The organism is Streptomyces bambusae, assembly GCF_019400985.1.
Lineage (GTDB): Bacteria > Actinomycetota > Actinomycetes > Streptomycetales > Streptomycetaceae > Streptomyces > Streptomyces bambusae_A.
Genome location: NZ_WTFF01000200.1, coordinates 1 through 13,551, shown reverse-complemented (window position 1 = coordinate 13,551; position 13,551 = coordinate 1). Strand labels below are relative to the sequence as shown.

At 74.5% G+C, this 13,551-nt stretch carries 11 protein-coding genes and 1 pseudogene; 8 read left to right on the top strand and 4 right to left on the bottom strand.

The genetic code is table 11. The annotated features are described in order from the left end of the window. Together GPJ59_RS24245 and GPJ59_RS24240 are read left to right on the top strand one after the other, a co-directional pair. Positions 1 to 2,723, top strand: a pseudogene (locus GPJ59_RS24245) (hypothetical protein); the annotation flags it as partial. A gap of 82 nt (positions 2,724 to 2,805) precedes the next feature. Beyond that, complete coding sequence (locus GPJ59_RS24240; protein WP_219669766.1) at positions 2,806 to 4,224, top strand: lipase family alpha/beta hydrolase; 1,419 nt, start codon at positions 2,806 to 2,808, stop codon at positions 4,222 to 4,224. 30 nt (positions 4,225 to 4,254) lie between these two features. On the opposite strand, the gene GPJ59_RS24235 is transcribed toward GPJ59_RS24240, so the two are convergent. Together GPJ59_RS24235 and GPJ59_RS24230 are read right to left on the bottom strand one after the other, a co-directional pair. Continuing rightward, on the bottom strand, positions 4,255 to 5,262 hold the full coding sequence (locus tag GPJ59_RS24235; protein ID WP_219669765.1) for an oxidoreductase: 1,008 nt from the start codon (positions 5,260 to 5,262) through the stop codon (positions 4,255 to 4,257). Between the two features lie 62 nt (positions 5,263 to 5,324). Next, positions 5,325 to 5,684 (bottom strand): DNA-binding response regulator, encoded by a 360-nt coding sequence (locus GPJ59_RS24230; RefSeq protein ID WP_258024845.1) that lies wholly within the window; start codon positions 5,682 to 5,684, stop codon positions 5,325 to 5,327. Between the two features lie 222 nt (positions 5,685 to 5,906). Between GPJ59_RS24230 and GPJ59_RS24225 the strand changes: the two genes are divergently transcribed. The 3 genes from GPJ59_RS24225 (at position 5,907) to GPJ59_RS24215 (ending at position 8,918) form a co-directional block, all read left to right on the top strand. Further along, positions 5,907 to 6,779 (top strand): MaoC/PaaZ C-terminal domain-containing protein, encoded by an 873-nt coding sequence (locus tag GPJ59_RS24225; protein ID WP_219669763.1) that lies wholly within the window; start codon positions 5,907 to 5,909, stop codon positions 6,777 to 6,779. 92 nt (positions 6,780 to 6,871) lie between these two features. After that, positions 6,872 to 7,948: a Zn-dependent alcohol dehydrogenase gene (locus tag GPJ59_RS24220; protein WP_219669762.1), complete on the top strand. Its 1,077-nt coding sequence runs from the start codon at positions 6,872 to 6,874 to the stop codon at positions 7,946 to 7,948. A 25-nt stretch (positions 7,949 to 7,973) separates the two neighbouring features. After that, complete coding sequence (locus tag GPJ59_RS24215; RefSeq protein ID WP_219669758.1) at positions 7,974 to 8,918, top strand: 3-oxoacyl-ACP reductase; 945 nt, start codon at positions 7,974 to 7,976, stop codon at positions 8,916 to 8,918. Between the two features lie 199 nt (positions 8,919 to 9,117). On the opposite strand, the gene GPJ59_RS24210 is transcribed toward GPJ59_RS24215, so the two are convergent. Both GPJ59_RS24210 and GPJ59_RS24205 read right to left on the bottom strand, forming a co-directional pair. Beyond that, positions 9,118 to 9,957 (bottom strand): chitosanase, encoded by an 840-nt coding sequence (locus tag GPJ59_RS24210; RefSeq protein ID WP_308120450.1) that lies wholly within the window; start codon positions 9,955 to 9,957, stop codon positions 9,118 to 9,120. Positions 9,958 to 10,129: 172 nt separating this feature from the next. Beyond that, on the bottom strand, positions 10,130 to 11,230 hold the full coding sequence (locus GPJ59_RS24205; protein ID WP_219669757.1) for a hypothetical protein: 1,101 nt from the start codon (positions 11,228 to 11,230) through the stop codon (positions 10,130 to 10,132). A 190-nt stretch (positions 11,231 to 11,420) separates the two neighbouring features. On the opposite strand from GPJ59_RS24205, the gene GPJ59_RS24200 reads away from it, so the two are divergent. The 3 genes from GPJ59_RS24200 to GPJ59_RS24190 all read left to right on the top strand — a co-directional run. Further along, entirely contained in the window at positions 11,421 to 12,287 is an 867-nt protein-coding gene (locus GPJ59_RS24200; RefSeq protein ID WP_219669755.1) for a Nif3-like dinuclear metal center hexameric protein, read from the top strand. Next, positions 12,284 to 13,027, top strand: coding sequence for a zinc ribbon domain-containing protein (locus tag GPJ59_RS24195; RefSeq protein ID WP_219669767.1), 744 nt, complete (start codon positions 12,284 to 12,286; stop codon positions 13,025 to 13,027). The genes GPJ59_RS24200 and GPJ59_RS24195 overlap by 4 nt, the downstream gene beginning before the upstream one ends. After that, positions 13,027 to 13,551, top strand: a 525-nt coding sequence (locus GPJ59_RS24190; RefSeq protein ID WP_219669751.1) for a reverse transcriptase-like protein, incomplete at its 3' end; no start/stop codon positions are given. The genes GPJ59_RS24195 and GPJ59_RS24190, both read left to right, overlap by 1 nt.

The window sequence follows — 13,551 nt, the reverse complement described above, 5'->3', positions numbered from 1 at the left end:
AGCAGGGTGCGCTGGCGGGGCCGGGCGGCGCGGGCGGGACGGGCGGCTCCGGCGGGACGGGTGACGAGCTCACCCGCGGCGACCTCACCCACGGCGACCTCCCCCGCGGCGAGCTCACCCGTGAATCGGCCCGCGAGGTGCTGGAGTCGGCCGCCGGAAGCCTGGTCACCGCGGATGCGGGCAGATACGCGCTCGCCCACGCCGGGTACGGGGCCCATGTCCTGGAGCCGCTCGGCCTCACCGCGCGCGAGGGCCACCGCAGGATCCACGACGCCCTCACGGCACGCGCCGGCGGGGACTGGGCGCACGCGGACGCCTACACCCGCGCGTTCCTCGCGGTCCATGCCGCCCAGGCCGGCGCGGATCGATTACGGGAGCTCCTGGACGACCCCGAGTTCCTGGTCCACACCGATCCCGACGTCCTCCTGCCGCTGGCCGTCACCCAGCTCGGCGCGTGCGAGGGCGCGGCCCTCTACCTGCGGGTCGCCGACGCCTTCCGGTCCCGGCCCGAGACCGGCACCCGAAGAGCGCTGCTGCGCGCGGCAGCCTTCGTCAGCCATCGGGAGCTGCACCGCCGCCTGGCCTCCCCGGGCTTCCGGGAACTGCCGTGGGAGGAGCGGTGGACGGACGCCGGTCCGGTACCCGTCGACCTGCGGTGGCCGGCGGCCCGCGGCGGCGCCCGGGCACTGCACTGGTCCGGCGCACCCGGGGACACCGTGCTGTCGGTGGGCGTCATCGGGGAGGTCGCGGTCCACGCCCCGGCCAGTGGCAAGCAGCGCCTGACCCGCCGTACGCCGGACCGCAGCCGGTCCGTCCGCCAGGTGACGGGCGCGGCCACCGCGGCCGGGCACCGTACCACCGTCGCGAGCGACGGCGAAGGCGTCTTCCTGTGGGACGACGCATCCGGCCTGCCCGGGAAGGTCTTCGACTGGGGAGGGGCCGCGAAATCGCTCACCGCCCTGGAGTGCGCCGGCGACTTCCTGGTGATGGCGGCCGACGGACAGCGGGTGTGGGCGTGGCGCTGGTCGGCCGACAGGAGCGCGTCCGAAGCCGCTCTCGCGGGGGTCCTCGCACTGGCCGCGGACCGGGTGGCGCTGGTGCCGCTGGGGTCCCGGTACTTCCTGCTGTCCGCGGGCACCGACACCGAGCTCCACGAGATCCACCCGGCGGGCCGCGGCGCCCGGCTGCTCGGGCCGCGCCGTGCGCTGCCCCACACCGGGCGCTGGCCGGTGCGGGCCACCGCGGTCCTGCCCGAGCCGCCTCGCCGCCGCCGGGGCGAGGAGCGGCCGGCCGGGTGCGCCTGGCTGGCGTGCGTGGACGGGCACACGGCTGACGTGTGGCAGCTCGCGGAGGCCGGGCCGGGCCAGGACGTGACCGTGGACCATGCGCTCTCCCTCCAGGCCCCCGACGCCCGGGGCGTGGCACTGGGGTACTGGCAGGAGCGGCCCCTTCTCGTCCTGCACCAGGGAAGTTTCGTGGCCGTGCACGACATCGCGGGGGGCCGGCGGCTGTGCGCCTTTCCCGTCCACGGGCACCGCGATGCGCAAGCGCTGGCCTGCGCCCCGGACGGCAGCGGGCGGATCGCCGTGTCGGACGGCCCCCACGTACGCATCCTGGACGTGGCCGCGGCGGCCCCCACGCGGGCGACCGGCCTGGACCGCAGCTACACCGAGCGGCTCGTCGTGGAGCTGGCGGCGGGCCCCGCCGGCACCCCCGCACTGCTGTGCCGGGTCGCGGGCGGACTCGTCGTGGCCGGATACCCGTCGGCGGGCCCGGGCCCGGGCTCGGATTCCGGCGCGGGGGCGGCTGCCGGGACGGGGGCGGAGTCGGCGGTGGCGGCGGGGGCGGTGGCGGAGTTACGGCACGACCGGCCGGTGACCGCCGTACGCGCGCTGTGGTGCCGGGACCGTTGGCTGATCGCCTGTGCGTTCGGCCGTACCGTGCGGGTCTGGACCCTGGCACCCGATCTCGGGACGGCCGCCGCGCCGTACGACATCCCGCTCCACGGGGACGGCGGGGACATCACCCGGGGGCTGGGCCTGGTCCTCGAACAGGACGGGCGGCCCGGCCTGTTCATCCCCGACAGCCGACAGGTACGGCGCCTGCGCCTGCTGGACGGCGGCTGGACCCCGGACGGAGCCGTCGACGTCGTCGCCCACGCGCTGAGCGTCCGGGCCATGAAGGACGGCACCACCTGGGCGGTCATCGACACCGGCCGGGGCTTTCGCGCCTGGGAGGCCACCCGCGGTGTGTGGGAGACCTCGGCGTTCCTCGCCGACTCGGGCCGGCGCAGCGCGATGGTGGCGCTGGGCGAGCACCATGTGATGGGCCGGTCGGACCCGCTGGTGGCCTGGGCGGAGCGGGACGTGATCCACCTGGCCGTCCACAAGCACGGGCGCTGGATCACACGCCGGCCCGCCTACGACGGAGGGACCCCGTCCGCACTGGTCTTCACGGGCGAACCGGAGCGGCCCCTGCTGGTCGTGTGCGGTGGGGAGCGGACGCTGGCGGTGTTGGAGGCGGCCGCCCGCCGGCCGCTGCCGCTGCCGAACGCCGTCGTGCCGTGGCGGGGTATGGACATCGAGGCGGCCGCAGCCGTGTCCGTGGCGGGGCAGGGCATCCTGCTGGCGCTCCAGGACCGCCAGCGCTGCGACCAGATCCTGCTCAGAGCCGACGCGCTGGCACCTCGCGGGGGGCGCCGGACGTCCGCGGTGAGCAGCTGAGGAGCGTCGCGGAGAAGCAGCAGTCGCGGAGAAGCAGCAGTCGAGGAGCGGCAGTCGAGGAGCAGCAGTTGAGGAGGAGCAGTTGAGGCACGACCTCGTGGTCTTCGTCCCCGGCATCACAGGAACCCGGCTGCGGCGGGACGGCAAGGACCTGTGGGCCCTGTCGCCCGGGATGCTGGCGGGAGCGGTGCCGCCGCGCCGGCTGCTGGAGCGGCTGGCCCTGCCCGAAGGGATCGGCGACGGGCGCCCCGAAGGACCCTTCGCCGTGCAGGCGGACCAGCTGATGACCCGGCCGACCGGTCTGCCCGGTCTGCTGATGAACCTTGGATACCCGCAGGTCACCGGCCTGCTCGACGGGGTGCTCCCGGAGCAGTTCGTGGCGTTCCCCTACGACTGGAGGCTGGACAACCGGCTCACGGCGCGGGACCTGCAGGCCCGGGTCGAGCGGGAACTCGCCCGCTGGACCGAGGACTTCCGCACCCACTACCCCAAGGCCGAGGACGATCCGAGGGTCGTCCTCATCTGCCACTCCATGGGCGGGCTCGTCGCCCGCCACTACCTGGAGTGCCTGGGCGGCCGCGAGACGGCCCGGCTCCTGGTCACGGTCGGCACCCCGCACCGGGGCGCTGCCAAGGCCGTACGGTTCCTGACGGGCCACGGCGTCGGAAAGAGCCTGCTGGGGCGCAAGGCGGCCGCACTGGCCGGCGGGCTGGGCGAACGGCTGGCGGAACTGTGCCGCACCTTTCCGTCGGTGGGGCAGCTGCTCCCGGTGTACGAGGCGGTGCGCAGACCCGGGTTCCCCGAGGGCTACTACGAGGACCTGACGGTGCTCGACGTGGGCCTGCCCACCGCGATGGTCCAGGACGTCTTCGCCTTCCACGAGACCTTCGAGACCGCGGTCCTCGACAACCTGCGCCGCAGCCCCGACCTCCGCCTGCCGTACCGGGTGGCCTGCCTGGGCGGCAGCGGCCACCCCACCACCCACGGCGTGGTCGTCTCCCCCGGGGGAGAGCTGGGCTTCCTGGACGAGCTCGACGACATCGACCCCTGGTCGGGCGACGGCACGGTACCGATGGAGTCGGCGTTCGCGGCGTGGGCGCTGCGTGGCATGGACGAGGCGATGTGGAACGGCCACCGGCACGGCCAGCTGATCAGCCGCGAGGCCTTCGGACACCAGCTGGACGCCGTCTACCACGGCAAGTCCGCGCGCGACACCCTGGCCGGCGACGACGATTTCGGGATCGAGGCACCGGAGCTGGCGGTGGCCGGCGAGCCCTTCGAGATCGTCGCGACGGGCGTGGCGCGAGGCCGGCCGGTGGCGGCCACACTGACCTCGCACGACCCGGCCGCGCCGGAGATACGGACCGCCCTGACGGAGGCAGGCCGCGACGAGCTCCGCGGCAGCCTCACCGCGGGCCCCGGCATCTGGGTCCTGACGGTCCAGGCGGAGTCGCCGAAGGTGGTTCAACGCGAGGCTGTCATGGTCGTCCAGGCCCAGTAGCGCTTCGTCAGGTGGTGTCAGAGTGCTTCGTCAGGTGGTGTCGGCCGCGCGCGCCGCGTGTGCGGCCAGCAGCTCCGCCTCGCGCTGCGCGCTCAGGCCCGCGCGGCGCGGGCGGTGCAGGCCCTCGGCGCGTTCCCAGGCCAGGGTGTCGGCGAGCAGGTCCGCCCGGGGCCGGTGGCGCAGGCCGGCGGCGACGGCCGCGGAGCCGGCGCGGGCCGACCAGCCTTCCCAGCCCGGCTCGGCCAGCCACATCGGGAGGGACTCGGGCCCCATGTACTCGGCCACGCCCTGCGCGAGCAGCCATGCCGAATCGGCGGCGACCAGCGGTCCGGTGTGGCCGCCGGCCGCGCGGGAGAGGGCGAGCCACTCGGCGAACGGGACGGCCGGGCCGACGGCGTCGTACGTGCCCGCCGTGCCGCGCTCGGCGCAGTCGAGCACCCAGGCGGCCAGGTCGCGCACGTCGATCGCCTGGGTCGGGCCGGCCGGCGTGTCGGGGACCAGCATCGGCCCGTGCGGGTCGCGGGCGGCCCGGGCCGCCCAGTAGCCGGTGCGGCCGGTGTGGTCGCCGGGCCCGCCGATCAGCCCGGCCCGGGCGACGAGCAGGCGGTCGCCCACGGCGGCCGCCGAGGCCTGCTCGCAGGCGACCTTCGCCTGTCCGTACAGCGAGCGGTCGACCTCGTCCTCGGCGGTCGGGGCGAGGAGCTCCGCCGACTCGTCCGCGCCGGCCGCCCCGTGGGAGGCGTAGGCGCTGATGGAGGAGACGTACGTCCAGTGCCGGGCCCGGTCGCCCAGCGCGGCCAGGGCCCCGCGGACGAAGCCGGGCTGCCAGGACACCTCGACCACAGCGTCCCACGCGCCCTCACGCAGGGCCTCGTACGCGCCGGGGTCGCGCCGGTCCGCGGCCACCAGGGTCGTCCCCGGTGCCACCGCACCGCTCTCGCCGCGCGCCAGGCAGGTCACCTTGTGGCCGCGGCCGACCGCCTGCTGCGATATCTCCCGGCCCACCCAGGCCGTTCCACCCAGAACCAAGATCTCCATGCCGCCCAGCCAAGCACCGCGGGCCGGCGGCGGCCAGGGGGTTCGCCGACGGCGGACCCGGCTCACTCCTTCAGGCCGGGGTCCACCACGGTCTCGCCCATGGAGGCGCGGCGGACCGCCGCCGCGAGGTCCTCGACCGGTCCGTCGCGCAGGACCAGCCCCGACGCGCCGGCGGCGAGGGCGGCGACCAGCAGGCCGGGGTGCGCGGAACCGGTCATCACCAGGACGGCGCACTCCGGCGCCTCCGCCAGTACGTCCGCCACGGTCGCCACGTCGTCCACCAGCGCCACGTGCGGGCCCCCGGTCAGGACGTCGGTGACCACCTCCAGGTCCGGCTGCAGGCCGAGCAGGACGGCCAGGGCGGGGTCCGGCGGGTCCAGCAGCACCCGCAGGGACTTGGCGGGGCGGTGGTCCCGGGGCATCTCGTCCACCCGGCCAGGGTAGGCCCAGGAGGTCCCGCGGAAGGCGTTCTGACACGACGTCCTGACACCGCGTCAGGAGTCTTCACAACTGCTGGGCCGTGCGTTATACATGGCCTCACCGAGCCTAGAACGCGTTCTAGAACCGGTCCGCATACGACCTCGGTGCGGCCGACGGTGCGGACGGCCGCACCGAGGTCTTCCACAACAAGGAGCAGCATCCTCATGCCGATCGATGCCGCCAGGGCCCTTGCCGCCGATCCCCGCCGCAGCGAGATCGCCTGGGACCACAAGGACATCCAGCTCTACCACCTCGGGCTGGGGGCCGGCACCTCTCCCGACCGGGTGGGTCCGGCGACCGACCCCGACGAACTGCGCTACACCCTGGAGTCCAAGCTCCACGTGCTGCCCAGCTTCGCGACCGTGGCCGGCGCCGGCATGGCCATGCTCGGCGGGCTCGGCTCGCCCGGGATCGACGTCGACCTCGCCGCCGTGCTGCACGGCGGCCACTCCATCGAGCTGCACCGCCCGATCCCGGTCAAGGGCTCGGCCACCTCCAGCTCCAAGGTCGCCGCCGTGTACGACAAGGGCAAGGCGGCCGTGATCGTGCTCCGCTCGGAGGTCGCAGACGCCGACGGCCCGCTGTGGACGAGCGACGCGCAGATCTTCGTCCGCGGCGAGGGCGGCTTCGGCGGGGAGCGCGGGCCCTCGGAGCGGCTGGAGCTGCCCGAGCGGGCGGCCGACCGGGAGGTCCGGCGGCCGATCCGGGAGGAGCAGGCGCTGCTCTACCGGCTGTCCGGCGACTGGAACCCGCTGCACGCCGACCCCGAGTTCGCCAAGCTCGCCGGCTTCGACCGGCCGATCCTGCACGGCCTGTGCTCGTACGGCATGACCCTCAAGGCCGTGGTCGACACCGTCCTCGACGGCGACGTCTCCCGGGTGCGCGGCTACCGCACACGCTTCGCCGGGATCGTCTTCGCGGGCGAGACCCTGCGCATCCGCATGTGGCAGACCGAGGGCCGGGTCCAGGTCTCGGTGACCGCCGTCGAACGGGACGACGCACCGGTCCTCGCCGACACCGTGGTCGAGCACGCCTGATCCGAAAGACACGGCCCAGGGCCCTGAACCGCCCGGTCCGCCCGTCCGTACGGCCGGGGCACGTCCACGTCATCCAGCCAAGGAGCCGCACCGTGCGCGCAGCACTGCAGAGCGAGATAGGCCAGGACAAGCTCGAAGTCGTCGACGACATGGAGACCGTGGGCTTCGGCCCCGGCAAGGTGAGGATCCGGATCAGGGCCACCGGGCTGTGCCACTCCGACCTCTCGGCGATGAGCGGCGTGCTGCCCCAGCCCGCGCCCTTCATCCCCGGCCACGAGGGCTCCGGTGTGGTCACCGACGTCGGCGACGGGGTGACCACCCACCGGCAGGGCGACCGGGTCCTGGTGTGCTGGCTGCCGCCGTGCGGCCGCTGCCCGGCCTGCCGGCGCGGCCAGGGCCACCTGTGCCTGGAGAGCTTCGGCAACGTCGCCACCCCCAACTTCCGGCGCGCCGGCGGGGACATCTTCGGCTTCGCCGGCACCGGCACCTTCGCCGAGGAGGTGGTGGTCCCGGCCGCCTGCGCGATACCGATCCCCGACGACGTGCCGTTCGACATCGCCGCGCTCATCGGCTGCGGGGTCACCACCGGGCTCGGCGCGGCCATCAACACGGCCCGGGTCGAGGCCGGCTCGTCGGTGGCCGTGATCGGCTGCGGCGGGGTCGGCATCTCGGTGATCCAGGGCGCCAAGGTGCAGGGCGCGGCCCAGATCGTCGCGGTGGACCCGGTCGCGTCGCGCAGGGAGGGGGCGTTGCGCTTCGGTGCGACCGAGGCGGTAGCGCCCGAGGCCTTCGACGACGCCAAGAACCGGATCACCGCGGGCGAGGGCTTCGACTACGTCTTCGAGGTCGTCGGCAGGTCGGCGACCGCGCAGACGGCGTACGCGATGACCCGGCGCGGCGGCACGGTGTGCGTGGTCGGCGCGGGCGCGATGGACGACAACTTCCAGATCAACATGTTCTCGCTGTTCTTCGACGAGAAGCGGATCCTGCCCTCCATGTACGGCGGCGGGGACGTGCTGCGGTCCTACGAGCGGACGATCGCCCTGTGGCGGGCCGGCCGCGTCGACCTGGAGGGCCTGATCACCCACCGGGTGCAGCTCGCCGAAGTCAACGACGCGCTCGACCAGATGCGGACGGGCACGGCCCTGCGCACCTGCATCGAACTCTGACCGCTGCCGAGAGGAAACCGACCACATGTCGCTCCCACTTGAGGGACTGTCCGCCGTCGTCACCGGCGCCGGGCGCGGGCTCGGGCGGGCCGAGGCGATCGAACTCGCCCGGCTCGGCGCGAGCGTCGTCGTCAACGACTACGGCCGCAGCGGCCGGGACGGCTCCGGGGAGGCCTCGGCGGCCCCGGCCGAGGAGGTCGTCGCCGAGATCCGCGCGGCGGGCGGGCAGGCCGTCGCGCACCTCGGGGACGTGTCCGACTTCGAGCAGGCGCGCGAGCTGGTGGAGCTGGCGGTCACCAGCTTCGGCAAGCTCGACGTCCTGGTGAACAACGCGGGCATCCTGCGCGACCGGATGATCTTCTCGATGTCGGAGGACGAGTGGGACTCGGTGATCCGGGTCCACCTCAAGGGCCACTTCAACACCACGCACTTCGCGTCCGCGCACTGGCGGGAGCGCTCGAAGGTGGCGGGCGGGCCGGTGTACGGGCGGATCGTGAACACCTCGTCGGAGGCCTTCCTCGGCGGCTCGGCCGGCCAGCCCAACTACGCCGCCGCCAAGGGCGGCATCGTCGGCCTGACCACGTCGTCCGCCCTCGCCCTGGCCAAGTACGGGGTCACGGCGAACGCGATCTGCCCGCGGGCCCGGACCCGGATGACCGAGGACGTCTTCGCCGGCTTCCAGGTGCCCGAGGAGGGCGAGCTGGACCCGCTGGCCCCCGAGCACGTCGCACCGCTGGTCGGCTACCTGGCCTCGCCGGCGTCGGCGAAGGCGAACGGGCAGCTGTTCGTGGTGCACGGCGGGATCGTGGTGGTCATGGAACGGCCCCGCGTGGCGGCGAAGTTCGACACGACGAAGGAGGCGTTCTCCTTCGAGGAGCTGGACGGGGTGCTGACGCCGCACTACGACACCCGCCCGGCCGGCGAGACCTTCGCGGCGGCGGAGGTCCTCGGCCTCAAGCACGGGTCCTGACACGCCAATCGGAGGCGCGTACCTGGGGCGCGTACCGCCGGGGCGTCCTGACGGCGCGTCCCTACGAGGTCGGGGCGGCGCGTCCCTACGGGGCCAGGGCGTCGGGTCCCGGCAAGGCTCGGGCGCGGGTCCCGGTCCGGACCGGGGGAGTTCCGGACCGGGACCCGCGCCGTCGCCGGCTCCGGTGCCCGCCCGCGCGTCAGCCGATGTGGTACGGGTCGCCGTAGACCTTCCAGTCCAGCGGGGTGTTCAGGCCGAGGTTGCCCTTGCGCAGGAACACCCGCTGGGCGGTGTCCACGCGGCTGGTGTCGCTGTGCGCCTCCTCCTGCTTCATCGCCCACACCCGGGCGTCGAGGAAGGCGTTCAGGTACGCCTTCTCGTCGCCGCCCCGGGACGGCGGCTTCGCCTTGGCCAGCGCCTTCCTGCGGATGTTGCGGAAGCTGGTGGGGTCGTCGCCGTCGCCGTGCATCACGATCGCGTCGTAGTAGATGAACTGGCCGAGGACGCCGACCCCGTCGGCCTTGCCCTGCTTGACGGCCGGGTCGAAGTAGACCCGGTCGCGCTCGTGGTCCTGCGCCCTGCGGAAGGCGCTGTCCTTGGCCGCCGTGGCCCAGTCGCGGGTGAAGTTCGGGTCCAGGCCCTGGTGGGAGTCGGTGCCGTCGACCCGGCGCAGGGCGGGCAGGTACTTCTCCAGCACGTTGCCCGGCTTGATCCGGCTGTAGTACTCGACCAGGTCGAGCATGTCTCCGGTGCCGGAGCAGAAGCCGATGATGCCGGCCGTGTAGCCGCGGCCGTCGTCTATGTCCTCGATGTACTTGTACTGGGCCTTCCAGTCCAGCGAGGAGTTCTCCGCGCTGGAGACGATCTGCATCGCGATCTCCTTCTTCGCGGGATCGTCCAGGCCGGGCGCGGCGGCGGTCGCGGGGCGGGCCGCGGGGGCGGTCGGCACGGCCGCGGCGTCGGCCGTGACGGGGACGGCGAGCAGGGTCGCGCCGAGCACGGCGGCGACCGTCAGCTTGGTGCGGTTGGGGGACAACACACTTCCTCCTGGGGGGAGTTGGAGTGGACCGCCGATCGCGCGCCGATCGTTAGGAAACTTACCTATCATATGAACGGCCGCCCGGAACACCCCGCGTACGGACTCTGCCGCGCACACGGCGACGGGCCGCGGCAGCAGTGCCACGGCCCGTCGCCGACCCCTCGCCCGCCGGCTACGCCAACGGCGCCTGCTGGAGCGGGACCGGGCGCGGCGCCGCCGGGGCGGCCGGGGCCGGCGGACCGGGGTCGAAGCCGACCGGGGCCGGCGGGGCCTGGGGCAGGGTCACGCCGACGACCCCGCACGGGACGTCCGGGGTGGCATACGGGAGCTTGAGGTGGGCCTCCCGCGTCCACAGCCCGGTCCCGCCGAGCCAGCCGTACGGCGCGCCGACCCGGAAGACCTGCCGGTCGGCCGGGCGCCACAGCGCGATGCCGTCCACCGGCCCCTGGTCCGGCAGGCGCAGGGCCACCGCGCAGGACTCCGGCATCAGCATCTGCCCCGGCTGGACGGCGAACGGGACCGCGCCCGCCCCCACCGCCCGCAGGCACTCGGGGAAGCGGACCGGGCGGGAGCTGCCCAGCACCCCCCAGCCCAGCCGGTCCTCGCCGGGCGCGTCCGAGCGGACGAGCAGCAGCCCGCTGTCGGTGTCGGCCAGCAGCAGCCGGTCGTCGCTGGCGTCCGAGATCTGGAGCAGCGGGGAGACCTCGCCGCCCCGGCCCAGGTCCACCGCCACCGTCTTGGTGCGGCCGCCCTGCTCCCGGTCGAGGGCCAGCAGCCGGCCCTCGCGGTCCAGCCAGACCCCGCCCGAGCAGCGGCCCGGCACGTGCGCGACCCGGGCCGGGCCGGCGCCGCCCCCGGTGACCTGCCACACCGTCGAGGACTCGGCGCCGACCACGAGCGCGTACGCGCCGTACCCGTCGGGCGCGGGCGGGAGCAGGGCCACCCGGGCTCCCTCCGCCGGGGTGAGCGCGCCCAGGGCCAGCTCGCCCGTGCGCGGGCCCGTCGGGTAGAGCAGGGCGAACGCGTGCCGCTCGGCCACCCGCCGGTGGATCAGCACCCGCCCGTCCGCCAGCGGCAGCACCTCGCTGTCCGCCTCCTCCGGCTGGTCCAGCGGGAGCGGGACCGCGTACGGCTCGGGCCCGCCGAGCGTCCAGCGCTCCGGGTAGCGGGCGTCCCCCTCCCCGGCCAGCCGGGCGGCGTACGAACCGTCCGCGGCGATCGTGAACGCGGCCACAGCCACCGCCGCCGGACCAGCAACAGCACAGGCAGTCATCCCTGCGTCACCTCCGGTGAGGAAGCTAGTTTTCGCACGTCCGGCCGGACAGCACGAGCTCCGCCGCTTCACACGTACGGGTGGCCGCGCGGCGGTTCGCCGGTGACGGGGGAGGCGGTTGTGCTGTGCCGGGGAGGGACGTCCCGCTGCTGGTCGGCGGGGTGGCCGCGACGGACGGTAGCCTTGGCCCGTGCCTCGTCTCTCTGAAGTCATCGCCGCGCTGGACGCACTCTGGCCCCCCGAGCGGGCCGAGCAGTGGGACGCGGTCGGAACCGTCTGCGGCGACCCCGACGCCGAAGTGTCGCGGGTCCTGTTCGCCGTCGACCCGGTCCAGGACATCGCCGACGAGGCGGTGAAGCTGGGCGCCGACCTGATCGTCACCCACCACCCCCTCTACCTGCGCGGGACCACCACGGTCGCGGCCGGCACCTTCAAGGGCCGGGTCGTGCACACGCTGATCAAGAACGACATCGCGCTGCACGTCGCCCACACCAACGCCGACACCGCCGACCCCGGCGTCTCCGACGCCCTCGCCGGCGCCCTCGACCTGCGGGTCGTCGGACCCCTCGTGCCCGACCCGGACGACCCGGCCGGCCGCCGGGGCCTGGGGCGGATCTGCGAACTGGACCACCCCGAGACGCTGCGCGAGTTCGCCGCCCGCGCCGCGGCCCGGCTGCCGCGCACCGCGCAGGGCATCCGCGTCGCCGGCGACCCCGACGCGCTGATCCGTACCGTCGCCGTCAGCGGCGGCTCCGGCGACAGCCTCTTCGAGCAGGTGCGGGCCGCCGGCGTGGACGCGTTCCTCACCGCCGACCTGCGCCACCACCCGGTGTCCGAGGCCCGCGAGCAGAGCCCGCTCGCCCTCCTGGACGCCGCCCACTGGGCCACCGAGTGGCCCTGGTGCGAGCAGGCCGCGGCCCAGCTCGACGCCGTATCCGAGCGCCACGGCTGGGATCTGCGGACCCACGTCTCGCGCACGGTCACCGACCCCTGGACGGCGCACGCGCCCTCCGAACCGCCCCTTGCCGACTCTTCTACCTCTGGAGCCCCCAACTGAACGCCGAGCCCGCCGACCAGATCCGACTCCTCGATGTCCAGGCCCTGGACGTCCGGCTGTCGCAGCTCGCCCACAAGCGGAAGTCGCTGCCCGAGCACGCCGAGCTCGAATCGCTGACCAAGGACCTCACCCAGCAGCGCGACCTGCTCGTCGCCGCGCAGACCGAGGAGAGCGACACCGCCCGCGAGCAGACCAAGGCGGAGCAGGACGTCGACCAGGTGCGCCAGCGCGCGGTCCGCGACCAGCAGCGCCTGGACTCCGGCGCGGTCTCCTCGCCCAAGGACCTGGAGAGCCTCCAGCGTGAGATCGCCTCGCTCGCCAAGCGCCAGGGCGACCTGGAGGACGTGGTCCTGGAGGTCATGGAGCGCCGCGAGTCCGCGGCCGAGCGGGTCGCCGAGCTGACCGAGCGGGTCTCCTCCATCCAGGCCCGGACCGACGAGGCCACCGCGCGCCGCGACGCCGCCACCGCCGAGATCGACACCGAGGTCGCGTCCGTGACCAAGGAGCGCGAGCTGGTCGTCGCCTCCGTGCCGGCCGACCTGATCGCCCTGTACGAGAAGATCCGCGTCAAGCAGGCCGGCATCGGCGCGGCCAAGCTCTACCAGCGCCGCTGCCTGGGCTGCCAGATCGAGCTGGACATCGCCGAGGTCAACGAGGTCAAGGCCGCGCCGCGCGACAAGGTCGTGCGCCACGAGAACTGCGGCCGCATCCTGGTCCGTACGGCCGACTCGGGAATCTGATGCGGCTGGTGGTCGAGGCGGACGGCGGGTCCCGGGGCAACCCGGGGCCGGCCGGCTACGGCGCGGTCGTCCTGGACCCGGCGACCGGCGAGACGCTCGCCGAGCGCGCCGAGTACATCGGCATCGCGACGAACAACGTGGCCGAGTACCGGGGGCTGATCGCGGGCCTGACGGCGGTACGCGAGCTCGCGCCGGACGCCGAGGTCACCGTACGCATGGACTCCAAGCTCGTGGTCGAGCAGATGTCGGGGCGCTGGAAGATCAAGCATCCCGACATGAAGCCGCTGGCCGCCGAGGCCGCGCGGGTGCTGTCGCCGGCCCGGGTGACGTACGAGTGGATGCCGCGCGAGCGCAACAAGCACGCGGACCGGCTCGCCAACGAGGCGATGGATGCCGGAGGGCGCGGGGAGCAGTGGTCGCCGTCGGCTTCGTCCGCGGCCCTGGACACCTCGGCCGCCCGCGCCCTGGCGACCCCGCCCCCGGCGGGCCCGCCCGGCGACGCGGCGGCCGGCGCGGCAGCGGCC